The sequence below is a fragment of the Pseudomonas sp. EA_35y_Pfl2_R5 genome (genome assembly GCF_963970805.1).
Classification (GTDB): domain Bacteria; phylum Pseudomonadota; class Gammaproteobacteria; order Pseudomonadales; family Pseudomonadaceae; genus Aquipseudomonas.
Genome location: NZ_CAXAOW010000006.1, coordinates 66813 through 93075 on the forward strand (window position 1 = coordinate 66813; position 26263 = coordinate 93075).

The window sequence follows — 26263 nt, forward strand, 5'->3', positions numbered from 1 at the left end:
CATTTTGGGGTGAATCACCTTGGCCAAGATCCTCGTTGTTACGTCCGGCAAAGGTGGCGTTGGTAAAACCACCACCAGCGCTGCCATCGGTACCGGCCTCGCCCTGCGCGGGCACAAGACTGTCATCGTCGACTTCGACGTCGGCCTGCGCAACCTCGACCTGATCATGGGCTGTGAGCGCCGCGTGGTGTATGACTTCGTCAACGTGGTCAATGGCGAAGCGACCCTGACCCAGGCCCTGATCAAAGACAAGCGCCTGGAAAACCTTTACGTACTGGCCGCCAGCCAGACCCGTGACAAGGACGCCCTGACCCAGGAAGGCGTGGAAAAAGTCATCAACGAGCTGCGCGAAAACTTCGAATACGTGGTCTGCGACTCGCCAGCGGGTATCGAGAAAGGCGCGCACCTGGCCATGTACTTCGCCGATGAAGCGATTGTCGTGACTAACCCGGAAGTCTCCTCAGTACGTGACTCGGACCGTATGCTCGGCCTCTTGGCGAGCAAATCGCGTCGCGCCGAAAAAGGCGAAGAGCCAATCAAGGAGCACCTGCTGCTGACCCGTTACAACCCTGAGCGCGTGATCAAGGGCGAAATGCTCGGCGTCGAAGACGTCGAGGAAATCCTCGCCATCCGCCTGCTCGGCGTGATCCCGGAATCGCAAGCCGTACTCAAGGCCTCGAACCAGGGCGTGCCGGTGATCCTCGATGACCAGAGCGACGCGGGCCAAGCCTACAGCGATGCAGTTGACCGCCTGCTGGGCAAGGAAGTGGCACACCGCTTCCTCGATGTGAAAAAGCAAGGCTTCATGCAACGCCTGTTTGGAGGTCGTGAATGAATATTTTTGACTTCTTTCGTGAACGCAAGAAAGAAACCACAGCGTCCATTGCGAAAGAGCGTCTGCAAATCATCGTCGCCCACGAGCGCGGCCAGCGCAGCCAGCCGGACTACCTGCCGGCGCTGCAGCAAGAACTGGTCGAGGTAATTCGCAAGTACGTGAATATCGATTCGGATCAAGTACAGGTTGCGCTGGAAAATCAGGGCAGCTGTTCCATTCTGGAACTTAACATCACGCTTCCCGACCGTTGATTGGTTGAGAGCATGCAACGGCGGCCCAGGCCGCCGTTTCTATTTGTGGAAAACCCATGCCGCTGTCGAATGTCGAAATACTCCACCAGGACACCGCCCTGCTGGTGATCAACAAGCCCACCCTGCTGCTCTCGGTACCCGGCCGCGCCGAAGACAATCGCGACTGCCTGGTGACTCGCCTGCAGGAAAATGGCTACCCGGAAGCGCGCATCGTCCATCGCCTGGACTGGGAAACCTCAGGGATCATCGTCCTGGCCCGCGACGCCGACAGCCACCGCGAGCTGTCGCGGCAGTTCCATGACCGCGAAACCGAAAAAGCCTATACCGCACTGTGCTGGGGCCAGCCCGAGCTGGATAGCGGCAGCATCGATTTGCCACTGCGCTACGACCCGCCGACCAAGCCGCGCCATGTGGTCGACCATGAGCAGGGCAAACATGCCCTGACCTACTGGAAAATCCTGGAACGCCACGCCGAACATTGCCGCGTTGAATTGACGCCCATCACCGGCCGCTCGCACCAACTGCGCGTGCATATGCTATCGATCGGCCACCCACTGCTGGGTGACGGCCTGTATGCCCACGAACAAGCCCTGGCCGCCTACCCGCGCCTATGCCTGCACGCCAGCATGCTTAGCCTGACTCACCCGCAAACGGGCGAACGCATGCGCTTCGAGTGCCCGGCACCGTTCTGAAGCTGACCTGCATTGTAGGGTGGATGACGCTGTTTTCATCCACCATCGCCGCTGGTGGATGGGTAAAGCGCCATCCACCCTACGAGGCTGAAAGTACTCCGCAGCCCGGATTGCATCCAGACTGCTTTCACCCCTGCTTGCGCGGCCAGATCAGGCTAAAACAGGCACCGCCCAGCTCTTCACTGCGGCTGATCTGCGCACGACCACTGTGCCAGTAGATGATCCGCCGAACGATGGACAAGCCCAGACCATGCCCGCCAGACGCACGGGTGCGGCTGTCATCCAGGCGCAGAAAGGGAGTGAAGATATGCTCCCAGGCCTCTTCCGGCACGCCTGGGCCGTCATCTTCGACATCCAGCCGACAGCGCTGCTGGCCCACCTGGTAGCTCACCCGTACCCGTGATTCGGCATGGCGCATGGCGTTGCTTACCAGGTTCTGCAGCGCGCGGTGCAGGTAACGCAGCTCGGCTTCAACACAGGCGCCGCCACCATCCAGGGCATCGCGCGAAGGACCGTGTTCGACCCGCACGCTGGCGCGCAGCGGGGCCAGCTCGGTGATCACCTGATCAATCAGTTCATTCAGGTCGACCGGCTGGAAATTCAGCGCCGGCGCGCCCTGCTCCAGGCGCGCGTAGGTGAGCATTTCGTCGACCAGCTTGTCGAGGTCCTGGATATCGCTGTCCATGCCGTCCATATATTTGCGCCGCGCCGCAGCGGTTTCCGCGTCGCCGATCATTTCCAGGCCAAAGCGCAGGCGCGCCACCGGCGTGCGCAGCTCATGGGATACCGCGCGAACCATCTCCCGCTGAATGCTCAGCGAGCGCTGCAAGTGCTCAGCCATGGCGTTGAAGGCCGCCGCCAGACGTCCCACCGAATCGCTGCCACGGGTCGGCACGCGGGCATCCAGGCGGCCACTGGCGATGTTCGTAGCAGCGCCTTCCAGATCACTCAAGCGCTGCTCCAGCGGCCGCACCAGCAGGTAAACCATAAAACCGATCAAACTCAGGCCCAGCGCACCGATCAGCACCAGCCACTGCGCGGGATACGGGTTCATCTGATACAGCGGGCCGATTTCCAGCACCCAGGGTGTGTCGACGATGCCGGAGAACACATGAATGCTGTCGCCACCACGCCCCAGGGCCATCACCGTGTCGCCTTCGTCCACACGACGGCGCTGATCGGGGTCGAGGTCGGCCTGATCGAGGCGCACCAGGCGCAGGTCGAAACCGAACTGCTTGTCCTTTTTCAGCGCTGCCAGCCGACGCGGCTGTTCATCCCAGGGATAGCGCACCAGTTCATCGATCAGCAGGAAGCTGGTGGCGCGGGCCAGCTGTTCGCTGACCTGCTGTACATCGGCAATCAGCAACAACGGCTGTTTGTCCAGCTGGCTGAAGATGCGCGCCTCGTGCGGGCCGGTCTGCTGCACCAGCACCTGACCGCGACGCAGGCTGTTACGCGCGCCGCTGTCCAGCCCGGCGCTTTCCAGCGGTTCAACGCGCAGCGTAATGCCGAGCAAACGCCCCCACACCGTGACCGCGCGACGCCGCTCGATATCCACCATCGGTGAGAGGTTATCGGCCATCAGGCGGAAAGTGCCTTGGGCCAGGCGCTCACGGTATTGATCGACCCGCACTTCGTTGAGCAGTTGCAGCGCACCGACGCCGAGCAGCGCCACGAGCACCAGCACAGCGAGCATGCCGCCATAGATGCGCAGGAAGATCGAGTTCATGGCCGCGAATTCATATCAGCGCTTCAGCCGCTTCGGCGACAAACAGATAACCCTTGCTGCGCACGGTCTTGATTAGCCGTGGGTGCATCGGGTCGTCGCCGATTTTCGGGCGGATGCGCGAAATGCGCACGTCGATGGAACGGTCCTGGCCGTCGTATTCGATGCCGCGCAGGGCGTTGAAGATTTCCTCACGCGAGAGAATCCGCCCAGCATTGGAGGTCAGCAGCCACAATAGGTCGAACTCGGCGCTGGTCAGCTCGATGCCCTGCTCGCCCAGCCAGGCCTCACGCATGGCGCTATCGATCACCAGCGGGCCGAACTGCAGACGCCGGCGCTCACTAGTCGCCTGCGCCTCGCTGCCTTCATGGCGGCGCAACAACGCACGAATGCGCGCCAGCAGCACGCGTGGGCGAACCGGCTTGCATACATAGTCGTCCGCGCCCATTTCCAGGCCCAGCACCTGGTCCATGTCATCGGTACGTGCGGTGAGCATCAGGATCGGCCCCTCATATTGCCCGCGCACCTTGCGGCAGATCGACAGACCGTCTTCGCCCGGCAACATCAGGTCGAGAATCACCAAGTCGGGCTGCTCCTGCAAAATCCGCGCGGCAGCCTGTGCGCCATCCATCTCGATGGACACATTGAGGCCATTGCTCTGCAGGTACTCACGGGTCAACTCGGCCAGGCGCTGGTCGTCTTCGACAATAAGAATGTGCCACGACTGCTGCTCCACGACGGACTCCTGACAACACGGAAACGGCCGGCATTGTATCAATGCCCCAGGCACTGCATAGCGCATGCCATATTTCTGTAAAAACACTAGATGTAGTATTGACCTATGAGATAGACCACGTCTGGGCGAACCATGGAAAAAGCCCGCTCAACACCGACGAACGGTGCAACCCAGCAAGCATGCGGGCTTGCCGCCAATCGCGCGGTTTAACCCACAATTCACCCACAACTTATCCACAGGTTGTTCTTGCTCTATCGCCTTGCAATACCCCAGATAGCGCATTATCTTGTATGCCAATCGCGCGACACCCACCACATGTTGGGTTTAGCCTGGCAACCGGACACAAAAGAATGACTCGCACACGGCCTGATCCCAGCCCGTCACCGGTCGCCTGAAAGACCTTTGCAGTACGCCTGCTCTACCGCAGCAGGCCACACTTCAGCGCAGCGCCCGGCGCGCCTGAACATAAATAAAGCGCCAACCGCGCACGCGGTTGCACCACTAGATGTAGTAGTTGAGGCGCAAAAATACCTTGACGTAGGACTCTTGAGCCAGGAGGGCGCTTTAGTTGTACCTCCCTGCCCAATTTGCAAGTCCCCATGTGTTCGGCCTCTGGCTGCGCCCATGGCATTTATGAAATGGAATGAACGAGCGTTGTTCGCAGTGATCGACAGCTAAAGCGTCCATCTAACAAATACAGAACATGGAGATATTCATGCACACCGACACCTCCCGCGAGAACCCGCAGGCCAATGCGCCGCAGGCCACCGATGACAACCAGAGCCTGAGCGCCACCGCGCCCGGTCAACTGCGTGTGATCAAACGTAACGGCACCGTGGTGCCCTACACCGATGACAAGATCACTGTTGCCATCACCAAGGCCTTTCTCGCTGTTGAAGGCGGCACCGCAGCCGCCTCGTCGCGTATCCATGAAACCGTTGCGCGCCTGACCGAGCAGGTCACCGCGACCTTCAAGCGCCGCATGCCATCCGGCGGCACAATCCATATCGAAGAAATCCAGGACCAGGTTGAACTGGCCCTGATGCGTTCCGGCGAGCAGAAAGTGGCTCGCGACTACGTGATCTACCGCGAATCGCGCAGCCAGGCGCGCAAGACCGACGCCGCCACCGAAGTCGCTCAGCCGCACCCAAGCATCCGCGTTACCCACCTCGACGGTACGGTTGCGCCGCTGGACATGGGTCGCCTCAACACCATCGTTACCGAAGCCTGCGAAGGCCTGGCCGAAGTCGACGGCGAGCTGATCCAGAAAGAAACCCTGAAGAACCTCTACGACGGCGTAGCGCAAAGCGACGTCAGCACCGCCCTGGTGATGACCGCGCGCACCCTGGTTGAGCGTGAGCCCAACTACAGCTACGTCACCGCCCGCCTGCTGATGGACAACATCCGCGCCGAAGGCCTGGGTTTCCTCGGCGTGGCCAGCAGCGCCACTCACCACGAAATGAGCGAGCTGTACGCCCAGGCACTGCCGGCTTACATCACCAAGGGTATCGAGTACGAATTGCTCAATCCGGTGCTGGCCAGCTTCGACCTGGAAAAACTCGGCAAGGCGATCAACCACGAGCGCGATCAGCAGTTCACCTACCTGGGCCTGCAGACCCTGTACGACCGCTACTTCATCCACAAGGACGGCATCCGTTTCGAGCTGCCACAAGTGTTCTTCATGCGCGTGGCCATGGGCCTGGCGATTGAAGAGAAGCAGAAAGAAGACCGCGCCATCGAGTTCTACAACCTGTTGTCGTCCTTCGACTACATGGCCTCGACGCCGACCCTGTTCAACGCCGGCACCCTGCGTCCACAGCTCTCCAGCTGCTACCTGACCACCGTGCCGGACGACCTGTCGGGCATCTACGGCGCCATCCACGACAACGCCATGCTGTCCAAGTTTGCCGGCGGCCTGGGCAACGACTGGACCCCAGTACGTGCCCTGGGCGCCTACATCAAAGGCACCAACGGCAAGTCGCAAGGGGTTGTGCCGTTCCTCAAAGTGGTCAACGACACCGCAGTAGCAGTTAACCAGGGCGGCAAGCGCAAGGGCGCGGTCTGCGCCTACCTGGAAACCTGGCACATGGACATTGAAGAGTTCATCGAGCTGCGCAAGAACACCGGTGACGACCGTCGCCGCACCCATGACATGAACACCGCCAACTGGATTCCAGACCTGTTTATGAAGCGCGTGTTCGACGACGGCCAGTGGACCCTGTTTTCGCCGTCCGAAGTGCCAGACCTGCACGACCTGACCGGCAAAGCCTTCGAAGAGCGCTACGAGTACTACGAAGCCCTGACCCAGTACGGCGGCAAGATCAAGCTGTTCAAGACCATCCAAGCCAAAGACCTGTGGCGCAAGATGCTCTCGATGCTGTTCGAAACCGGCCACCCATGGTTGACCTTCAAAGACCCATGCAACCTGCGCAGCCCGCAGCAGCACGTGGGCGTGGTCCACAGCTCGAACCTGTGCACCGAGATCACCCTGAACACCAATGCCGACGAAATTGCCGTGTGCAACCTGGGCTCGGTCAACCTGCCGAACCACATCGTTGACGGCAAGCTGGACACCGCCAAGCTGCAGAAGACCATCAAGGTCGCTGTGCGCATGCTCGATAACGTTATCGACATCAACTACTACAGCGTACCGCAGGCGAAGAACTCCAACTTCAAGCACCGCCCAGTCGGCCTCGGCATCATGGGCTTCCAGGACGCCCTGTACCTGCAGCACATCCCGTACGGCTCCGACGCCGCCGTAGAATTTGCCGACAAGTCGATGGAAGCGGTCAGCTACTACGCCATCCAGGCCTCCTGTGACCTGGCCGACGAGCGCGGCAGCTACTCCACCTTCGAAGGCTCGCTGTGGAGCAAAGGCATCCTGCCCCTGGATTCGCAGCAGATCCTCATCGAAGCGCGTGGCCAGAAGTACATCGACGTTGACCTGACCGAGTCCCTGGACTGGGCCCCAGTACGTGCCCGTGTGCAGAAAGGCATCCGCAACTCGAACATCATGGCCATCGCACCGACCGCGACCATCGCCAACATCACCGGCGTATCGCAGTCGATCGAACCGACCTACCAGAACCTCTACGTGAAATCGAACCTCTCGGGCGAATTCACCGTGATCAACCCGTACCTGGTTCGCGACCTCAAAGCTCGCGGCCTGTGGGACTCGGTGATGATCAACGACCTCAAGTACTACGACGGTTCCGTGCAGCAGATCGAGCGCATCCCGCAAGAGCTGAAAGACCTGTACGCCACCGCGTTTGAAGTCGACACCAAGTGGATCGTTGACGCTGCCAGCCGTCGCCAGAAGTGGATCGACCAGGCGCAATCGCTGAACCTCTACATCGCCGGCGCATCGGGCAAGAAGCTCGACGTGACCTACCGCATGGCTTGGTACCGTGGCCTGAAAACCACCTACTACCTCCGTGCCCTGGCCGCGACCAGCACCGAGAAGTCCACCATCAGCACCAGCAAGTTGAATGCGGTGTCCAGTGGTGGCAACGATGGCCTCAGCGCAGCACCGGCCAAGGCCCCGGAAGTGGAAATGAGCGCAGGCCCAGCACCAGTACCAAAAGCCTGCGCCATCGACGAACCAGACTGCGAGGCTTGTCAGTAAGCGCGCGGATCTGAGCGGCGCGCGCGTTGTTGCCTGGTAGGTCGGCCCCCATCACATACAGTCGTATGCTCAGGGGTTCCAACCTACCAGGCGCCTAGCGCCCACTCGCTCAGCTACGCGCTCGAATGTCGAGCAAAGAGCACAAGCGACACACCGTTTTATCCCCTCGCCCCTTCGGGGAGAGGGCTAGGGAGAGGGGCAAAAGCAACACCGCCCTCCCCACTCATTACCATCCCCCGCCTTTACCGGCGTGGGCTTCGGGGCAACGGCCAGTCACTAGAGCCACCCCGACCAGCGGTACCCGTTTTGCCCTTGCGCGCTGTACGCAACGGAACACAATAAAGACTGTATATCCACACAGGTCGGTTATTTCACCGGCCCGCAAGCAGGAGCCAAGCCATGCTGAGCTGGGATGAATTTGACAAGGAAGACGGCGCCGAAGCCGTTGTAACCAACAAAGCCACTGCCCACATGGCAGACATGAGCATCGACAAGCTCGACCAGGTTGGCGGTGCCGCCGCCGTTGAAGCCCGCGCCGTGGCCAGCGATGACAGCGACGCCGTGGCCCGCGCCAAAGCCTCGCTCGATCAACTCGACATCGCCGAAGGCCTGGCCGAGCTGGAAGGCACCGCCGCGCGCGTAGCCGTCGACGAAAAACGCATGATCAACTGCCGCGCCGACCTCAACCAGCTCGTACCCTTCAAGTACGACTGGGCCTGGCAGAAGTATCTGGATGGTTGCGCCAACCACTGGATGCCGCAAGAAGTGAACATGAACGCGGACATCGCGTTGTGGAAAACCCCGGACGGCCTGACCGACGACGAGCGCCGCATCGTCATGCGCAACCTCGGCTTCTTCTCCACCGCCGACAGCCTGGTTGCCAACAACCTCGCCCTGGCCGTGTACCGCCTGATCACCAACCCGGAGTGCCGCCAGTACATCCTGCGCCAAACCTTCGAAGAGGCGATCCACACCCACGCCTACCAGTACTGCATCGAATCGCTGGGCATGGATGAAGGCGCGATCTTCAACATGTACCACGAGATTCCATCGGTCGCGAAGAAAGCCAGCTGGGGCCTCAAGTACACCCGCTCGATCTCCGACCCGACCTTCAACACCGGCACCGTCGAGACCGACAAAGAACTACTGCGCAACCTGATCGCCTACTACTGCGTACTGGAAGGCATCTTCTTCTATTGCGGCTTCACCCAGATCCTCTCCATGGGTCGCCGCAACAAAATGACCGGCGTGGCTGAGCAGTTCCAATACATCCTGCGTGACGAGTCCATGCACTTGAACTTCGGCATCGACGTGATCAACCAGATCAAGATCGAAAACCCGCACCTGTGGGATGCCCAGCTCAAAGACGAAGCCACCCAGATGATCCTCCAGGGCACCCAACTGGAAATCGAATACGCCCGCGACACCATGCCGCGCGGCGTACTGGGCATGAACGCGGCGATGATGGAGGACTACCTCAAATTCATCGCCAACCGTCGTTTGACCCAGATCGGTTTGAAGGAAGAGTACCCAGGTACCTCCAACCCGTTCCCATGGATGTCGGAAATCATGGACCTGAAGAAGGAGAAGAACTTCTTCGAGACGCGGGTTATTGAGTATCAGACTGGTGGGGCGTTGAGCTGGGATTGATTCCAGTCAGTCACTAAAGAGATTAAAAACGCTTTACCTGAAATAGATGTTTAGGGTGACGATTGAAATTAAGAGCCCCGCCTTGTGCGGGGCTTTTATTGCCGCTGCAGAACACCACGACCACTATCGGCCGAGTTTAAATACCTACTAGGAGAGCAAGATGAAGGAGCGTCGCACGACTATATTGATGGTCATATTGTTGGCAATGGTCGGTGTATTTATTCTGAAACCGTCGTTAGAAATAGCCCCGTCTACAGTCGAAACCACTCTCCCACCAAAGGAAGACCTCCTGCCCGGCGAGAATGAAATCAAAAAAGTTGAAATTGCCAGAGGCGACGACGGAAACCTATACGCCACCGTCCACTATTATTTCATAGGAGATTTGGCAACCCCACAAATCCGGGTACTTGCTGACAGTCCGGCCCCATCTTCTGAACTGTATTGGTTTCCAAGCCAAGTAGCACCAGTCGAAAAAGGCGCCAACACAGTAAGAGTAGAAATTGTACGACCGTATGAACCCACAGAAGAATTCACTAGCAAAAAAGTTACCGTATCTTTCGTTAATGGCCCTGGCAACTCAAACGCCACCACCACTAAAAAAGAAATTGACTACAATATCAGCTGGATCACGCAGCTAAAATACGAAAATGATCGCGAACTGGCAAAAAAAACTAACGATGAACTGTATAAGGAATCCGTTGAACTAATTGACAGATCCGAAAACAACATCACACTCAATAATGCAAAATTTTATCTTGAGCGAATACTTCTCAAAGACCCATCTTACATAAATGCCTACCCCGAACTAGCACGCGTCGCAATGAAAACCAACTGGGGCTCTGAAGGCCTTAAACAAGCCGAAAACTACTTGAGTATGGGGCTGGCCCATAAGCCAGACCACGCCAACTCTCATGTATTGCTAGGCTACGTTTACGCCCATCAAGAAAAATTTGATAACGCTCACCAAGCGTTCGAAACCGCAGCAAATATCGGCACCGAGAACCTGTGGTTATGGACCAACTGGGCTGAGCTGTACAAAATGCAAGGCGACTCGGAAAAAGCTATCGACATGTACCAGAAAGCGGTTGCCGGTACTCGCCCTTTTAATACCTACGACCGCGCACGATTGGATGCCTACCAGAACCTGTTCACTCTGCTGGGTAGAGAAGACCGTATTGCCCAAGCAGAACAGCTGCACGTCAAACGCGCAGATGAGTTCACCAATATTCCATGCTTACGTAGTGAATATGCGACCTTCAAGCTTTATAACTACCAGGACTATGACGGCGCACTTGCAGAAAGCCACAAAGCCATGACCAACGGCTGCAATACCGACCAATCTCGCCAAATCATGGCCCTGGCCAACTACGTAGGTTGGATGAAGGCAAAAGAAGATCAGCGCGCTGCATATTTTTCCCAAGCACAATTACTGTTCCCAACCTCACCAAAACTGCTCTACACGCTTGCTGGCGACGACAAAACTGCCGGGGTATTAGATGAACTTAAGAAGAAAACCATCAGCATCGATATTAGAGACGGCAACAACCTCAATGCACTAACTTATGCCTTGATGGAAAATAACGTAGATGCTGCGCGCCGCCTAATTAAACATGGCGCAAAACTCACAGAGATTGTTGGAGAACAGAATTACCCGATTACAATGACGCCGATTTTCTACCAACACATCGAAGGCGTGCAATTAATGCTGGACCAAGGCATTAGCTTACCCTCTGTTAAATTCCGCGGAGAGTCTGCCCTCGACTACGCAGAAAAATCGCAGAACACCGAAATCATACGACTGGTTAAGAGTAAAATTAAAACCTGAACCATGACGACCTGGTGCAAAGTGAGTAGTTTTTGAACAATTGGGACAGGTCTCTATTAACCGCAGCACACCTATATTTCTACTATCTATTTCACACTTACGGTTAGTTGCGTTCTTTTTGCTTATGCAAAGAGAACGCAACTAAAGAGAAAACACACCCGGCATCCGGGTTTCGCTGCGCTCAACTCCCTCCGGCACTGTTCCGAGGGTCGTCACGGTGGGCCATTCTTGGCCCATCGTTCCTCGCTTGGCATCCATGCCAAACGCCCCCTCCACAGCACCTCCACTCGGCCTCCTGACGGGATTCGGGGACCGCGTTGCCTAGGCGACGTGTGGAAGGTAGAGCGTAGAAGCCGAAGCAGAACCATCGCGGCCAAGGCCGCTCCTACAATTTGTTCTGCGTTATCACAGGCGACGCCAAACGCCCCATCAGGAGGCCGAGTGGAATCGTTGCGCAAGGGGTTGAGCGGCATGGATGCCGCGAGAGCCGCGATGGGCCAGGGATGGCCCTTCGCGGCGGGCCCCTGGAGCAATGATGGAGCGAGGGAACCCGACGAAGTCGGGCCGGATGCAAGGGGCAAGACCTTTTGCTTACTTTTGGGGCGTTTGCCAAAAGTGAGCCGCCGTAAGGGCGGAACCGTTCAGCCGGGCAACACATAAGCAGCGTCTGTATGCAGAGTCCAACGCAGCCCAGTCGTAGGATGGGGCGGGCCACCTAGGTGGAGCACAGCGATACCCATCGCAAAACCGGTGGCCTTGATGCCAGGTGGGAATATCCGTTTGTTCTGAAATGCCTGGCAGTCGACCCACATTCGCCTACGCATAAAAAACCCGGCTCTTGGCGAGAAGAGCCGGGCTTGGCCTTACAGGGATGCTATCAGGCCTTGTCGACGCGTTTTTTGACCGCCTCCTTGACGTCGCCCTTGAGTTGTTGGCCTTTGCCCTTTACTTGCTGAGCAAGTAGCCCGGACAATCACCGCAGCGGTGGATGGGTAAAGCGTCATCCACCCTACGCGCGGCATCCGTAGGGTGGACAACGCGAAGCTTGTCCACCATGGTTCAAACACCCAAACGCTCAAGGATGAGCCGCCATGCCCAACTATCGCCGCGCCCGTGTTGCCGGTGCCACTTACTTCTTTACCGTCAACCTGCGTGACCGCAGCAGCAATCTGCTGGTCCGTGAAATCGATCTATTGCGCGAGACAGTACGCGCGACACGGTTGCGCCATCCCTTCCATATCGATGCCTGGGTGGTACTACCTGAACATATGCACTGCATGTGGACGCTACCGCCAGCCGATACCGACTTTGCCTTGCGCTGGAAGGTCATCAAGTTCGCCTTCGCCAAACGCTTGCCAATCACCGAAGCCCGCTCCGTCAATCAACAGCGCCGACGCGAGCGCGGTATCTGGCAGCGGCGCTACTGGGAACATCTGATCCGCGATGAAGGGGATTACCAACGCCACTTCGACTACATCCATTCAAATCCGCTAAAGCATGGGTATGTCGAACGGCTGGCGGACTGGCCCTATTCAAGCTTTCACCGTGCAGTGGCAACGGGTGTTTATTCCGCAGAGTGGTGCGTTGAGCCGAAGCAGATCGACAGTGGTTATGGTGAGTGAACATGTAACCGAACAACCACCGCAACGGCGGATGAAAAAAGCCTCATCCACCCTACGGACACCCATGCGCGGGGACGTAGCGTGTAGCCCGGACAACCGCAACAACGGTAGATCAATAGAGCGTCATCCAACCTAAGCGGTGATGGGTATTTGTAGGCTGGACAACGCAAAGCTTGTCCACCGTGATAAACAAGCCATCAACAAAAACCAACACCGCACGAGGCTTTTGCCTTTCAATCCGCGACCTCACAGGCGACGCCAAACGCCAATCGGCAGTCGTTAATACCGCACAACTAACGCTTATCCGGCCTCGCCAACCCCGCCAAACTCGAAGCGCGCTCCCCGCCTGAACCACGCTTAACCACACTGAACGTGCCATCGGTTTCCAGAACAACGCCCTCAACATCCGCGAGCGCTTCAATACCTGCAGACCGAATACAAGAACGCACCTCATCCTCGGTCACTCGGGCCGCTCGCATGGCGCCGGGCAGAAACTCGCCACGGTGGAACAACAGTGCCGGTTCTCCGGTTACCAGACGACGTACCCAGCGGACACGGACACTGGTCCACGTGACCAGGTATTGCAGGCCAATTAGCAAGGCCATGGCCAGCGCGCCCTGGGCCAGGGAAACGTCCTTGCTGAGCAGAATGGTAGCGAGCGTCGAGCCCAACGCGATAGTGACGACCAGATCGAAGGCATTCATTTTTGACAACGTGCGCTTGCCCGAAAGGCGGAGGAAAAGCACCAGGCTGATATATGCCAGCACGCCGACCGTTACCGTGCGAACGAGCACCTGCCCACCATCGAAAAACATACCTTCCATCACCGCTCTCCTTTCGCGTTAGCTGTACGCAACGTTTGATCGTACCCACCCTGTGCGTGGGTACACACCCTTGATGCCCTGCGCCGATCACTACCCGGCTCTACACCTCAGCGCGCCTCTATCACGGAGCAGCAAGTAGCCCCGGACAACCGACACGCCAAATTGCGAATGAACAACGCGTCATCCACCCTACGCAATAATGGACAGTTGTAGGGCGGATAACGCGCAGCTTATCTGTCTGAAAGGAGGCAGATTTATCCACGCCCCCTTTTTCGTTTTGAGCATTTCAGGGGAGCTCGGCTGGTTCAGCCTCGTGGGCCTTATGCAACAGCTCGATAAACGGCCTGGCCTCTTCAAAGGTATGGGAGGCAACGGCGGTGACTGGAATCCCTGGGGTCCATGAGTTCATCACAGCCGCGCCGGAAAGCGCTTTCAAGCGGTCAAGACTGATGAACTCGTGGCGCTGGGGCACCTCAAGGCGTTCAAGCTGACGCTGAACGATGCCCATCATGGTGCCTTTCAACATATCGGCCTTGGGCCAGATCACTGCCTCACCATCCCAGAACACCAGATTCCATATCGTGGCCTCGCTCAAATACCCACGCTCATTCACAAAAGCCGCATCGTCAAAGCCCTGCCGTATGGCTTGGTGAAGGTAATAGGTCTTGCCAACCTCACCGACATGTTTGATTGCAGCCAGAGGCCTCTGATGCTCAATTGCGCTCAACCGCAAGGGACCTTTCGGCCCGGCGGATGGGGCTGCAGTACGGACAAATACGGCAGGCTCCACATTCATGCTATCGGCGATGAACTCGCCGTGAGGTGAAAAGACGGTAAGCGTCAGCGACTGATCTCTCGCCCCCTCTTCAATCGCCATCCGTATGTACGAGCGCAGCAACTCATCGGACGGTGCCCGGCCAAAAAACGCCAAGGAGGCATTGCGCAGACGATCGAGGTGAAGATCCAGCCCCTTGATCTTGGCGTCTCTCACCTGCATCGCCGTGAAGTGAGCGAACCCTGCGAACGCCAGAGGGTTCAACTGCGCAGCGGTGCCAGGATGTCCATTGATATAGGAAAGATAGGTGTGCGGATGGGTCGTCATAAGATAGCTCCTGATGGCGCTCAATTAATCGAGCCCCTATCATCGACCCTGACAGCACTGTGAGAGTCAAGGCGGAAAATGCGATGAAAATAGGTGAGCTATCCAAGCGTTCTGGCGTGAGCATACGCATGCTCCGCTACTACGAAACCGAAGGGCTGCTGAAACCGAGGCGCACCGAAAGCGGGTATCGCGATTACGCGGCAGAAGAATTACGAACCGTCGAGCGCATCCGATTGCTCGGCGCGGCCGGCATGACCCTGGCGACCATCTTGAAATTCTTGCCGTGCGTGAGAGGCGAAGGTCTCGCTTTTGAGCCATGCGATGAGCTACGTAGCGTCCTGCATGAGCAAATCCGTATTGCCGATCAGAAGACAGCGGAGCTGGCCCAAAGCCGGACGATTCTGGAGAGTTTCCTTCAGGAAGTTGAGCGCGACTGAGTGAGTAGCCCGGATAACCGCCACAGTGGTGGATGAAAAACGCGCCATCCGCCCTACAGGCTCGCCCGCTACGCTCACGACCGTTTTGCGCGACAGATCACCCGGCATGTCGAGCAGATGCAATACCCTGCTCGGACCCCATACAGAAGCAAACGACGATGAACGACAGCAGCAACCTGATCCTATTCCTCGCGACCCAGTTTCTGCTGCCGTTGGGCATCGCGTTTGCCTATTGCCGAAGCAAGGGCATTGCCACCCAGTCGTGGCGAGCAGGCGGCATATTTCTGATTGCCATGTCGGTTGCGATGCTGCTTTTTACCGGCCTGCTCGGCTTACCAGTCCATGTGAAGAACGTCGGTTTTATGACAAACAGGCCCATGGGGTTTACCTGCGGAGCCATCGGTATCGTCGCCGGTATCGTGATGAGCTATGTAGCGCGACGTTTTGAAAGCGAGCGTAGCGAGTAGCCCAAAAGCAGCTGGGGCACGCAACACCCTTCTATAAGCGGTGCGAAGTCTGCGGCTAGATATCAATGAAAGCATCCATAAGAAACAGGGGCAGAGCACATATTTCACGTTTGGCTAGCGCAGCCAGCGTCCTGCTCTGCTCAAATGCCGGATAGCCCATCAGCGCTCAATCGCAAAACGTCGAGGGATAACACGCGTATGGACACCCGATTTCTGACCCTCATGGAATTCCAGAACGTCTATTTCTACCGCTTCGTTACCCTCGCCATTTTCGTCACGGTCGGCGTTCTGTTGCTGTTCACACTGCCCGATATGAAACGCGCCGAGGTATGGGTGGTTGTACCGGTGCTGTTTATCCTGTGGGGCCGCTTTGCCGTTGAATATTTCAGGGTCAGAAAATGTGGCCCTGCGTTTATCCATAACGATGAGCTGGTGATTTCCCGCGACGCGGGTCAACGGCAGATTCCCTTGACCCGCATTCGCGCGGTTACCTCCAAACACAGCCTGTTTATGGTGCGCCGTTATCGCTCGTGGACGGATCACCTGGCATTTCTGCAGGTCACGCTGAACAACGGCGAGCGCGTTTACACCCTGGCGGAGAGCAAAGTGTTTGAGTACCCGGCGGGCAAGAAAACGCTGAGCGCGATTCAGGCCGCCGTTCTTGCGGCCAAAACAAAGAGCCTCATGTCACAGCCAAACCACGACGCGGTGCGTTCGGCTTAGATGCGTGAAATGCGTGGGTAGCCGCACCAAGAACACGACACCACCCCGCAAGGCAGCCTGACGCCAAAGCGCCTGTGCAAGGAGGCAGGCCAACCCCAGCTATACAGCCCAACCTACAGCGTACACAGCCCTCCCGGCACCGCCATCACCCAATCGCGCACCGCCTGAATGGTCGGGTCGTTCTTGCGGCTCTCCGGGTACACCAGAAAGAACGGCTTGCCTTCCAGCTCCGGGCCGAAGGGCTGTATCAGCCGCCCTTCCCTCAGCTCATCCTCGATCAGTTGGCGACTCATCAACGCCACACCCTGCGCGCCGACGGCGGCCGAGATGGCATGGGTCTCGTCGGAGAACACCAGCCCGGCGCCAACATCCAGCCCCGGCACTTGGGCCTTCTTCTGCCATATGGCCCAATCCAGCGGTGAAGAAACAACGGCCTGATTACGAAAGTGAATCAGCGAATGCTTGGGCAGCTCGGCCGCATCGTGCAAGCCGAGGTGTGGGCTGCAGGCCGGGATAAAGGTGTTGTCGAACAGCTTTTCGGCCACCAGCCCCGGCCAGCGGCCGTCGCCGTAACGAATGGCGATATCTGCAGTAACGCCATCCAGCGCCACCGGCTCATGGGAGGCGTGAATACGCAGGTCGATAGTCGGGTGGGCATCGCGCAGCATGCACACCCAGGACAACAACCAACGCACCGCCACGGCTGGCGTGGTGCTGAGCGTAATGGCCTGACGACAGGGCAACGCACTGAGGCGTCTAGCCGTTGCGCTGATGCTGTCGAAAGCGCTTTCCAGCACTTGCTGCAACTCACGCCCCTGGGCGGTCAACTCAAGCTGGCGCGGCTTGCGCAGAAACAACGCGACGCCGAGCGATTCTTCCAGGGTCCGAATCTGGTGACTGATCGCCGTGGCAGTCACCGAGAGTTCTTCCGCGGCCTGCTTGGCACTCTCGTGGCGGGCAGCCGCTTCAAAGGCCCGCAAGGCGGAAAGCGAAGGTAACCAGCGTTGCGCCATAGATGAACCCTCCTCATCCATACCTGAAAATAATCGTCGTTTGTCGCCCGTGCGGGCTGAACTTAGCCTGAGCTTGCAGTGAATAACAGATGAATTCAACTTCGAAAGGAGACTCGACATGCCACATATCCTGCACCTGGACACCAGCGCCCGCCCCGGCCTCGCCGGCAAAGATCTGCACGGTTCACACAGCCGCAACCTCACTCAGCGCTTTGTCAGCCAATGGTTGGCCTGTCGCGGGCAAGACACCCTCACCTACCGCGACATCGGCCAGAACCCGCCGTCAATCATCGACCACGACTGGATTGCCGCCGCCTTTACCCCGGAGCAGCAGCGCGAGCCGTGGATGCAGGACACGTTGGTCGAAAGTGACCAATTAGTCGATGAGTTGATTGCCGCAGACGTGCTGGTGATCGGCGCGCCGCTCTATAACTTCGGCATGCCGGCCGCGCTCAAAGCCTGGGTCGATCAGGTCGTGCGTGCCGGCCGAACGGTGGAGATCGATGAAAGTAACCCGCTCGACCCTTACGTGCCGATGCTCGCTGACCGCCCCCGCCATGCCGTCATTCTCTCGGCCCGAGGCGGGGTCGGCTTTGGCGTTGGCGGCGCGATGGCGCATATGAACCATCTGGAACCCAGCCTGATCACCGCCCTCGGCTTTATCGGCATTACCCAGGTGCACCAGATTGCCATCGAGGGTCAGGAGGTCGGCGGTGAGCTGCTGGCCGAGTCCGTGGCCCAAGCCATGAACCGGGTCGATGCGTTGGTCGCGCAGCTGCAACAGGCGCTACAGCCAAACCGGATGCCTGAGCCAGCCTGAACACCGCCGACCGCGCCACGGTGGCTGCGTTGTAGGGTGGACAACGCGAAGCTTGTCCACCTTGATGGTCAAAAACGCTAGGGGAGTTAACGCCTACCAAGCCAGTACTGCGGGCGTCGGCGGTGATGGGCAACAGCCAGAACCTGAAAGCCGTCAGGCTTTTCCCGGTAAACGATGGATAACGGAAAGCGGTGAAGGGGAACTCTGCGGATATCTGGCTCAAGCTCAACTAGCCAGGCTTTTGGTGATTCGCCAATCAAGGTAGCCAGGGCCCCGAACTCCGTAACGAGGGCCCCACCCAATCCAGGAACCTTCGATTCGTAATAACCGACTGATTCAAGAAACTCGGCTTCCGCTGCCGGGTGAAAAGAATAATTCATCGAATCAGGGCCCTAGCCTTCTTTATCACCTCATCACCGGGCACAGCCTGAACCGAGCCACTATCAAGCTCTTCTGCTCGCCGTCGTGCTTCAAGCAACCAGTCTGATCGAAGCTCTTCTTCTGAGGGGCTCTCCAGACTCAGGACCAAACGCTGGATCAACTGCGCACGTTCCTTCTTGGGAAGATGAAGAGCTTCATCCTCAATTTCCTGCAGATCCATGGAAAAACCTCTCGCTTGTCTATCGGCAAATCTTGGCACGGATGGCTAGCAGGTGCCATGGTTCGGTACCTGTGCGTTACAAGGGGAAAACCAGCGCATGTTCGCAACACGCTATTCGCATCTCACGGGCAACACAACGCGGCCACGCCCGCCGCTGAGCAACGCGCTATTTTTTTACGCAGGCAAACAGCGCATTCCCTGAAGCCCCGTCCCAGGGAATAAGCTTCTGGTAGTCATGCTCAAACACATGCACTGCAAAGTACGGTTGCAACAGCGCCTGCAATTCAACAAAGCCCACCGCCACCATCGGGTGCTCGTCGTGCCACAAGTGGGTTTCATCAGCCGTGGTCTTTTCAATGCGCAGTGCAGCGTCTGCTGCTCGCCCTCACCGGCGTAATGCCAGCCGGAACTGAAGGTGAAGTGGTCGTCCGCGTAGTGGGCGCTGTGCGCGGCAAATAGGCTGTTATCGATTTTGCCCTTGTCGACCAAGTTAAAGCAGAACAGCCCATCGACTGCGAGCGCCGCATGGGCGCTGGCGATGCAGGCTTTCAGACGTTCGATGCCAGCACGCCCAGCCGAGGGCGGTACACTAGCGCCCTCGCGCCCGCCCCGGAGCTAGACTGACGATGTTCACCCTTGTACACCTGGATAGCCCGCCACCCGAATCGCTGAACAGCCAGGTGCTGCAGATGGTGGTGGACTACCTCAGCGACATCAGCCCGGTGTCGCTGACGCCCAGCAACCCGCTGTATCAGCTGTACCAGTACGTAATTGGCTACGAGATGCACCTGTACCTGCAGGCCATGGACAGTGAGCTGCAGAGCAGTGCGCGGTTGATCCTGGCCCTGAGTGATCAGGATCCGTCCCAGGTGCTCGGCTTTGCCCTGTACCTGCCGGCCCAGGATACTCCCGAGGCCTGCACCCTGGCCTATATGGCCGTGCAGGCCAGCCAACGCCGCCACGGCATTGCCCGCGCCATGCTGCAACAGATGATTAGCCGCTACCCGCACGCCGAACTGGCCTGCGTGGCGGGCAAGGTTGCGACGTTCGAAGCCATGGGTTTTCAGGTGCTGGCCGCGCGTGGACCGCAGGTGCTGATGAGTACTCGGGATCACAGCGCAGACGGCATGCTGGCGGTGCAGGACCTGGCGCCGATTTTCCAATCCACGGAAGTCCGGCAGATCCACGCCTACCTGATGAAGCAGCATGGCAAACGGGCCATGAGCGACGCGGAGAAACAGCGCGACCGCCTGCTCGACCAGATGACCCAGCAGGCGCAGGCGCTGGTGCGCGAACGGCTTATCGTGCATTGAGCCCAGCATGACAGCCGCCACAGAGAAACCGCGCTGAGCGCGCCACATACAAGCGAAACGCCGATGACCATTCTGACTATTTCCGCCGCCTGCCTGCTCGACGATGCCGGTCGCCTGCTGCTGGTACGTAAACGCGACACCCAGGCCTTTATGCTGCCCGGCGGCAAGGCCGAGCCGGGTGAGGACGCCATCAGCGCGTTGACCCGCGAGCTGGCCGAGGAGCTCAACCTCAGCCTGCCGACCAGCGCCCTGCAACCGCTAGGCCAGTTCCGCGCAGCAGCAGCCAACGAGGCGAACACCTGGATCGACGCCAGCGTCTTCCAGGCCCGCCTGACACACCACGTCAGCGCCGCTGCCGAACTGGAAGAATTGCGCTGGCTCGCACCAGGCGAGGTGCCACCCGCAACCCTGGCCCCACTGCTACGCGAGCATGTGCTGCCGTTGCTATGGCCTGCGGCTCAGTAAACTCAAGACGGGTTTAACCAGGCAGTTTTTAACAACCCGCCAGGCTCGCAGTCACTGTATCGCTTACTCCAACACCGGGCGGGCGTTGATCGCTTGCACCGGACGATTGTTGTGGTGATGCACCACCGCCAAGAACTTCTCTATTTGCGCTTTGGAGGCAGTAATTGGCTGTTTCATCACCAGCCAGCGCACGCCCTCGGAGCACGGTGGTGTGGTCAAAGAGCCATTAAAACGGTAGTAATCGCGGTTTTCCGGCAGGATTTCCAGGGGGGAAATGTCCGCGGTCAGCGCCAGCTTTTCGCCTTGTTTCGGCATCTGTGCCCAGGCTTTTTCCAGCGCTTTATTCGCTTTGCCCTCACTCACCATGACCGCTACAACGGCCAGGTGGCCATCCTTGTCGGCGTGTACAAGATGCCCTTCCATTGGGAAGGATTTGCCATTGATCAGGTTTTCACTCGGCACGTGAAAGTGAAACTGTTTTAGCTCGAACTGAATGCCATCAACGACGATGGAGCTGCCGGTCTGGGCGTTTATCTGAACGGTGTGGCCGTTGTTAAGGATTTCGGTGCTGCCGGCGTTGTAGGCAAAGTCGATGGGCTGCAACTTGGCATCGATAAACCCGCTCAGGTTGATCGGCGACTGATTACTCCCGGCGCACGCGCCGTACTCTGGGCTGAGCTTGGCCCAGTTCTCCGGGCCCTTGGCACCGCTATAGTCCCAGGCGGCACCGTCACTGCAGAACGCCATGCCGGATGACAACAACAGACCCACTGCGATCAATGCTCTTTTCATGCGCTTCCTCTTGAATAGCTTGCTCACGGAAGCCGCACGATAGCCACCCCGGCGTTAAGACGGCGTTAAGAGGTTTGAGTGGTGGGCAACGCTGGAAATGACAGGACGAAACGGGTGCCCCCGCCCGGCACAGTCTCCAGGCGCACGTCCCAACCGATATGATCAGCCACGCGTTTGACAATCGACAGCCCCAGGCCCGAGCCCTCGTGTGCCGGCCAATGCCCCTCATGCACAAAGCGTTCGAACAAGCGCTCGCGCACCCGCTGGGGCATGCCGATACCGCTGTCTTCGACCACCACTTGGCCAGCGCCGAGTTGCACGCGAATGCTGCCCTGCTCGGTATGCTGGCAGGCGTTGCGCAGCAGGTTACCGATGATGATGCCCGCCAATTCGGGGCGCACATGGGCTGTGACCTGCTCGCTCGACTCCAGCAGGTACTCGATCGTTTTACCCTGCAGCAGGGGCCGATAACGCTCCATTTCCGCTTCGACAATGGCGTTTAGCACGGTACAGGGTGCATCCAGTGTTTCTGCAGCACGGGCAAGCAGCAGCAATGCACTGACCCGCTGCGCGGTTTCCCCTGCCACCCGACGGATGCGCTCAGCCGTGGCGTATTGCGCAGGCTGATCGGCCAGTTGCGCGGCCAGCACTTCGGCCGCACCGAGCATGACGGTCAAGGGGGTGCGTAATTCATGGCTGACGTCGCCGGTGAACATCTGCTCGCGCTGCAGAAACTGCTGCAGTTCGTCGGTGCGCTTGGCGAAAGCGCGCGCCAGAACGCCAATTTCATCCTGTGCGTTAAGCGACGGCAGTTCCGTCGAGCCGGCATTGCGCTGCACCGCATCAGCCAGCGCCGCCACCGGCGCAATCAGCCGCCGCGCACTGAGCATGCCCAGCACGACGGCAAGCAACACACTGACGGCAAAGCCGCTGGCCAGAGACAGCAAAATGATGAGCTCCGTGTGCTCAAGCTCATCAACCTCCTGAACCACCGCATAACGGCTGCCGCCGTAATCGCGCAGCACGGCATGAACATGCTGATTGTCCAGCGTCAGTTCATGGCGGCCCGCAGGCAGCTGTTGCAATGCCTGCGGAATAGCCGCGTCACGCAGAACACTTACATCCGCAGGTGCGTCCGGTACCTGGCCCTGCAGCAGTGCGCCGATCAGTCCATCGGTAATCCTGGCCAGTCGAACATCGATGACCTGCTCCTCAACAATCTCCACAGAGATATAGGAAACCACGCTAAAAACACTGGCCACCGTAACCGCCAGCAGAATATAGGCGAGTGCGATGTGCTGTTTGAGCGAGAGCCTAGGTTTCATCGGGAGCCACCAGTCGATAACCGGTGCCTGGCAACGTCAGCAGCATTGGCCGGGGGAAGGGCTTATCGAGCGCACGGCGCAGGGTATGTATATGAGTGCGCAAGGCATCGCTCTCCGGCGGATTGTCCCCCCACACCTGGCGCTCGATCTCTTCGCGCGTCATCAACCTTGGCGCGGCGCGCATCAGTGCGCTGAGAATCTTGTAACCCGTGGGGGTCAGATCGAGCTGAAGCCCTGCGCGCGTGGCTCGGCCGATACCGGCATCCAGGCAGAGTTCGCCAAAACTCAGTAGCGCTTGCACATGCTCATTGCGCGAGCGGCGCACCAGCGCCTTCAGGCGGGCATCCAGCTCGGGCAGGGAATAAGGTTTGACCAAATAGTCGTCAGCCCCGGCCTCGAAGCCGGCCAGTTTGTCGTGCACCGTGTCCCGCGCGGTCAGCATCAGGATTGGCGTAGTCAGCTGATATTCCCGGCGCAGCGTGCGGCACACCTCCATGCCGTCCAACCCCGGCAACGACAGATCGAGAACGATCGCATCATGGCAACTGCCCGTGGCACACGTCACTCCCGCATTGCCGTTGCGCGCCACATCCAGCGTATAGCCCAGCAGCTCCAGATAGCCGTACAGGTTGGCGATGATGTCCGGGTTGTCCTCAACAATCAGCACATGCATAAGAGCCCCACTTTTCAGTCGTTGGCGGACAGTTGAAAAACTGCTTGGGTGATCTTGCCGGTTCGCGCCACCCGTTCGGCGGTGGCCAATGACCATCCTGCAATGCCACAACTACAACCGCTACTGTGCATTTCGGCCTTGAGGCCGGTCACGCGTGGCGAAAAATCATCCCGCTAGGAAGCTTGCGGGCCGCACAGTATATTCACGGCCATGACCTCAAACCCACACCTGCCTCACGACAAGCTGCTGGATCTGCTACTGGACGTTGTCTGCGTAGTGGATATCGACGGCCGCTTTCTCTCCGTTAGCGCGGCCAGCGAGCGGGTTTTTGGTTACCGGCCCGAGGAGATGATTGGCCGCACCGCCTTTGAACTGATGCACCCGGACGACCGCGCCGCCAGCCGGGCGCTGGTCAAACGCATCAATTCAGGCCAGCCCTCGCACGACCATGAAAACCGCTATATCCATAAAGACGGCCATATCGTGCACATCATGTGGTCTGCCCAGTGGCTTGAAGCCGAACAGGTGCGCGTCGGTGTGGCGCGTGATATCACCCGGCGCAAACGAGCCGAGGCGGTGCAGGCGGCACTGTATGCGATATCGGAAGCGGCCCACGCGGTTGACGATCTGCACATGCTCTACGGCCGTGTGCATGAGGTGATCGCGCAATTACTGCCGGCCAAGCACTTCTGCGTAGCGTTATACGACGCCACAAGTGACCAGCTTAGCGTTGCCTACCCGCTCAATCCGGATGACTCACTAGCGGCCACTCAGGATGTCTGTACCGAGGTGGTTCGCTCGACCACTGCCCTGCTGTTAACCCCTGAAACAGCGCCACAGTGGCTTGCCCAACATGGCGCAGAGACCGCTGCGCATACCCTCGACTGGCTTGGCGTGCCGCTGATTTCGGGCACTCAGACCATCGGCGCACTGGTGCTACAAAACCACGGTGGCAGCGTACGCTACAACGAACAGGACCAAGAGCTGCTGCAGTTTGTGTCGAGTCAGGTGGCAGCGGCGATAGAGCGCAAGCGCACGCAGTCGCGCCTGGAGTTTCTCGCCCAGTACGACCCACTGACTGAACTGTCGAACCGCACGCTGTTTCTCGACCGCTTACGCAGTGCCTTGCAGCGCGCCAAAAGAGACAGCTTGCGCCTGGCAGTGCTGTATCTCGATATGGATAACTTCAAGCAGATCAACGACACCTTCGGCCACAGCGCCGGCGACCTGCTGCTGCAGGAAGTCGCGCGGCGCCTGCGCCAATGCGTGCGTGAGTCCGATACGGTGGGCCGCTTAGGCGGCGACGAGTTCGCGGTGATCGTCGACAACATCGGCCGCCAGGAAGATGCCACCCTGGTGGCCGAAAAGATTATTGCCGCTCTTAGCGCACCCTACCTGCTGGAAGGGCACACCTTGACCAGTGCGCCAAGCCTGGGGATCGCCATGCACCCCGAGCATGGCCAGACTGAGTTGCAACTGGTGCGCCACGCGGATGAAGCCATGTACATGGCCAAACGCAGCGGCGGCAAACGTTACGTGGTGGTCGAAAAGCCACTGAAATAAGTCTTTGCGGCTCTCGCGGCGGATAACTCCGCCCCTTCACGGCGATTAAGCGCGCCTACAGATAGGCCTCGATATTGCCGAGCGCCCGCGCCACGTAAGCCTCCTTCTCCCCGACCGGCGCGACATAGCGCAGCGCTTCGGCCGCGGCCTCACGCCCAACCAAACGTGCCAGCGTCCAGGCCGCGAGATAGATAGAGGCCAGGCAACCACCGGCAGTGGCCAGATTGCCGCGAGCGAAAAAGGGTTGCTCCAACACTTCAATACCGGCTTCTTGTACCCAGGGCTTGGTCGTGAGGTCGGTGCAGCCTGGAATACCTGCCAGCAGGCCGGCCTTGGCCAGCAGCAACGTGCCGGAACACTGCCCGCCGATCAGCTGACGCGCAGGATCGAGTCGCGCCAGCCACTGCATAACGTCTGCGTCTTGGGCGATCTCGCGGGTCTTGATGCCGCTGCCGACCAGCACCGCATCAAATGATTCGATTTCATCCAGCCGTGCCTGGCGATGCAACGTCACGCCATTCATCGACGTCACCGTTGCGCTCGGTGCCGCCAGGGACGCGCGCCAGCCCGGTTGTTTGATGCGGTTGAGAATGCCCAGGGCAATCAGCGAATCCAGCTCGTTGAAGCCGTCAAAGGTGAGGATGGCGATATGCATGGTGAGCCCTGGCGCAATGGAATCCGGTCATTCTCTGCCCGGCAGCCGCCGTGGAATAGACACAGTCGCACGCGGCAATAACCATACAGACGTGTGCCGTCAGCCCGCCGGGCTAAGCATCTCGATCTCGCGGATCTCGAAATCACGGCGCAGGTAGTCCATGCGCTGTTCATAAAACTCGCGCATATGCGGCAAGGCGCTGTGAATCGCCAGGTGCTCCTGCGTCTGCCAGACCTCGTAGAAGATAAACAGCGTCGGGTCCTGGCTGTCGCGCAGCATGTGATAGGCAATGCAGCCCGCCTCGGCGCGACTGGGCTCGACATAGGCGCGGAACAGCGCCTCGAACTCCGCGGCTTTTTCCGGGCGGGTGTGGGCATGCAGGATAAATCCGTATTGATCAGCCATCTGGGGCTCCTGGCGGGTGGGTTTATTTACCCTACAACAGCCAAAACAGGCTTATTCATGCGTTTTAGTCACATGTCATTTGCCCGCCAGCGGCTGTTTCTACCCGAGCGCCCGTCCTAGCAT

At 58.8% G+C, this 26263-nt stretch carries 25 protein-coding genes and 1 pseudogene; 14 read left to right on the plus strand and 12 right to left on the minus strand.

Annotated features, from left to right (window positions below):
- Positions 1 to 19 precede the first annotated feature (19 nt).
- From minD to AACX99_RS12890, 3 genes are read left to right on the plus strand one after another with little or no spacing between them, the layout of a single operon-like run.
- Complete coding sequence (gene minD / locus AACX99_RS12880) at positions 20 to 835, plus strand: septum site-determining protein MinD (protein WP_339412329.1); 816 nt, start codon at positions 20 to 22, stop codon at positions 833 to 835.
- Positions 832 to 1086, plus strand: a complete 255-nt coding sequence (gene minE / locus AACX99_RS12885; RefSeq protein WP_025165363.1) for a cell division topological specificity factor MinE — start codon at positions 832 to 834, stop codon at positions 1084 to 1086. Before minD ends, minE begins: the two co-directional genes overlap by 4 nt.
- 56 nt (positions 1087 to 1142) lie before the next feature.
- Positions 1143 to 1778 carry an RluA family pseudouridine synthase gene (locus AACX99_RS12890; protein ID WP_339412331.1) on the plus strand — a complete coding sequence of 212 codons (636 nt, stop codon included), beginning with the start codon at positions 1143 to 1145 and terminating at the stop codon, positions 1776 to 1778.
- Positions 1779 to 1905: 127 nt separating this feature from the next.
- On the opposite strand, the gene AACX99_RS12895 is transcribed toward AACX99_RS12890, so the two are convergent.
- Entirely contained in the window at positions 1906 to 3507 is a 1602-nt protein-coding gene (locus AACX99_RS12895; protein ID WP_339412332.1) for an ATP-binding protein, read from the minus strand.
- Between the two features lie 10 nt (positions 3508 to 3517).
- Entirely contained in the window at positions 3518 to 4240 is a 723-nt protein-coding gene (locus AACX99_RS12900) for a response regulator (RefSeq protein ID WP_339412333.1), read from the minus strand.
- 715 nt (positions 4241 to 4955) lie between these two features.
- Here AACX99_RS12900 and AACX99_RS12905 point away from each other — a divergent pair.
- The 4 genes from AACX99_RS12905 (at position 4956) to AACX99_RS12920 (ending at position 12962) form a co-directional block, all read left to right on the plus strand.
- Positions 4956 to 7865, plus strand: coding sequence for a ribonucleoside-diphosphate reductase subunit alpha (locus AACX99_RS12905; protein WP_339412335.1), 2910 nt, complete (start codon positions 4956 to 4958; stop codon positions 7863 to 7865).
- A 399-nt stretch (positions 7866 to 8264) separates the two neighbouring features.
- Complete coding sequence (locus tag AACX99_RS12910; RefSeq protein ID WP_339412336.1) at positions 8265 to 9515, plus strand: ribonucleotide-diphosphate reductase subunit beta; 1251 nt, start codon at positions 8265 to 8267, stop codon at positions 9513 to 9515.
- A gap of 160 nt (positions 9516 to 9675) precedes the next feature.
- Positions 9676 to 11340, plus strand: coding sequence for a hypothetical protein (locus AACX99_RS12915; protein WP_339412338.1), 1665 nt, complete (start codon positions 9676 to 9678; stop codon positions 11338 to 11340).
- Positions 11341 to 12431: 1091 nt separating this feature from the next.
- Positions 12432 to 12962 carry an REP-associated tyrosine transposase gene (locus AACX99_RS12920; RefSeq protein ID WP_339412339.1) on the plus strand — a complete coding sequence of 177 codons (531 nt, stop codon included), beginning with the start codon at positions 12432 to 12434 and terminating at the stop codon, positions 12960 to 12962.
- Between the two features lie 293 nt (positions 12963 to 13255).
- Here the strand turns inward: AACX99_RS12920 and AACX99_RS12925 are convergent, their stop codons facing one another.
- Together AACX99_RS12925 and AACX99_RS12930 are read right to left on the minus strand one after the other, a co-directional pair.
- Entirely contained in the window at positions 13256 to 13786 is a 531-nt protein-coding gene (locus tag AACX99_RS12925; protein ID WP_339412341.1) for a DUF421 domain-containing protein, read from the minus strand.
- Between the two features lie 286 nt (positions 13787 to 14072).
- On the minus strand, positions 14073 to 14888 hold the full coding sequence (locus tag AACX99_RS12930; RefSeq protein WP_339412342.1) for an aminotransferase class IV family protein: 816 nt from the start codon (positions 14886 to 14888) through the stop codon (positions 14073 to 14075).
- A gap of 83 nt (positions 14889 to 14971) precedes the next feature.
- Here AACX99_RS12930 and AACX99_RS12935 point away from each other — a divergent pair, with 83 nt between their 5' ends.
- The 3 genes from AACX99_RS12935 to AACX99_RS12945 all read left to right on the plus strand — a co-directional run bounded on the left by AACX99_RS12935 (position 14972) and on the right by AACX99_RS12945 (position 16515).
- Positions 14972 to 15325: a MerR family transcriptional regulator gene (locus AACX99_RS12935; protein ID WP_339412343.1), complete on the plus strand. Its 354-nt coding sequence runs from the start codon at positions 14972 to 14974 to the stop codon at positions 15323 to 15325.
- 158 nt (positions 15326 to 15483) lie between these two features.
- Complete coding sequence (locus AACX99_RS12940; protein ID WP_339412345.1) at positions 15484 to 15792, plus strand: hypothetical protein; 309 nt, start codon at positions 15484 to 15486, stop codon at positions 15790 to 15792.
- Positions 15793 to 15990: 198 nt separating this feature from the next.
- The gene (locus AACX99_RS12945) at positions 15991 to 16515 is read left to right on the plus strand and encodes a hypothetical protein (protein ID WP_339412347.1); all 525 of its coding nucleotides are present in this window, start codon (positions 15991 to 15993) and stop codon (positions 16513 to 16515) included.
- 113 nt (positions 16516 to 16628) lie between these two features.
- Here AACX99_RS12945 and AACX99_RS12950 read toward each other — a convergent pair whose 3' ends face one another.
- Positions 16629 to 17528 carry a LysR substrate-binding domain-containing protein gene (locus tag AACX99_RS12950; RefSeq protein WP_339412349.1) on the minus strand — a complete coding sequence of 300 codons (900 nt, stop codon included), beginning with the start codon at positions 17526 to 17528 and terminating at the stop codon, positions 16629 to 16631.
- Positions 17529 to 17646: 118 nt separating this feature from the next.
- On the opposite strand from AACX99_RS12950, the gene AACX99_RS12955 reads away from it, so the two are divergent.
- Positions 17647 to 18348 (plus strand): FMN-dependent NADH-azoreductase, encoded by a 702-nt coding sequence (locus AACX99_RS12955; RefSeq protein ID WP_339412351.1) that lies wholly within the window; start codon positions 17647 to 17649, stop codon positions 18346 to 18348.
- Between the two features lie 376 nt (positions 18349 to 18724).
- Here AACX99_RS12955 and AACX99_RS12960 read toward each other — a convergent pair whose 3' ends face one another.
- Positions 18725 to 18949, minus strand: coding sequence for an addiction module protein (locus tag AACX99_RS12960; protein WP_339412353.1), 225 nt, complete (start codon positions 18947 to 18949; stop codon positions 18725 to 18727).
- A 166-nt stretch (positions 18950 to 19115) separates the two neighbouring features.
- Positions 19116 to 19516, minus strand: a pseudogene (locus AACX99_RS12965) (SAM-dependent methyltransferase); the annotation flags it as partial.
- A 59-nt stretch (positions 19517 to 19575) separates the two neighbouring features.
- Between AACX99_RS12965 and AACX99_RS12970 the strand changes: the two are divergent.
- Together AACX99_RS12970 and AACX99_RS12975 are read left to right on the plus strand one after the other, a co-directional pair.
- Complete coding sequence (locus AACX99_RS12970) at positions 19576 to 20262, plus strand: GNAT family N-acetyltransferase (RefSeq protein WP_339412354.1); 687 nt, start codon at positions 19576 to 19578, stop codon at positions 20260 to 20262.
- A 63-nt stretch (positions 20263 to 20325) separates the two neighbouring features.
- Entirely contained in the window at positions 20326 to 20727 is a 402-nt protein-coding gene (locus AACX99_RS12975; protein ID WP_339412355.1) for an NUDIX hydrolase, read from the plus strand.
- 63 nt (positions 20728 to 20790) lie between these two features.
- Here the strand turns inward: AACX99_RS12975 and AACX99_RS12980 are convergent, their stop codons facing one another.
- The 3 genes from AACX99_RS12980 to AACX99_RS12990 all read right to left on the minus strand — a co-directional run bounded on the left by AACX99_RS12980 (position 20791) and on the right by AACX99_RS12990 (position 23517).
- Entirely contained in the window at positions 20791 to 21519 is a 729-nt protein-coding gene (locus AACX99_RS12980) for a carbonic anhydrase (protein ID WP_339412357.1), read from the minus strand.
- Positions 21520 to 21584: 65 nt separating this feature from the next.
- Entirely contained in the window at positions 21585 to 22844 is a 1260-nt protein-coding gene (locus AACX99_RS12985) for a sensor histidine kinase (protein ID WP_339412358.1), read from the minus strand.
- Positions 22834 to 23517 (minus strand): response regulator transcription factor, encoded by a 684-nt coding sequence (locus tag AACX99_RS12990; protein WP_339412360.1) that lies wholly within the window; start codon positions 23515 to 23517, stop codon positions 22834 to 22836. The genes AACX99_RS12985 and AACX99_RS12990 overlap by 11 nt, the downstream gene beginning before the upstream one ends.
- 210 nt (positions 23518 to 23727) lie before the next feature.
- Between AACX99_RS12990 and AACX99_RS12995 the strand changes: the two genes are divergently transcribed.
- Positions 23728 to 25080 carry a sensor domain-containing protein gene (locus AACX99_RS12995; RefSeq protein WP_339412362.1) on the plus strand — a complete coding sequence of 451 codons (1353 nt, stop codon included), beginning with the start codon at positions 23728 to 23730 and terminating at the stop codon, positions 25078 to 25080.
- A gap of 55 nt (positions 25081 to 25135) precedes the next feature.
- On the opposite strand, the gene AACX99_RS13000 is transcribed toward AACX99_RS12995, so the two are convergent.
- A complete protein-coding gene (locus tag AACX99_RS13000; RefSeq protein ID WP_339412364.1) occupies positions 25136 to 25735 on the minus strand; it encodes a DJ-1/PfpI family protein in 600 nt (199 codons plus the stop codon).
- A 99-nt stretch (positions 25736 to 25834) separates the two neighbouring features.
- Complete coding sequence (locus AACX99_RS13005) at positions 25835 to 26140, minus strand: putative quinol monooxygenase (protein WP_339412366.1); 306 nt, start codon at positions 26138 to 26140, stop codon at positions 25835 to 25837.
- Between the last annotated feature and the right edge of the window lie 123 nt (positions 26141 to 26263).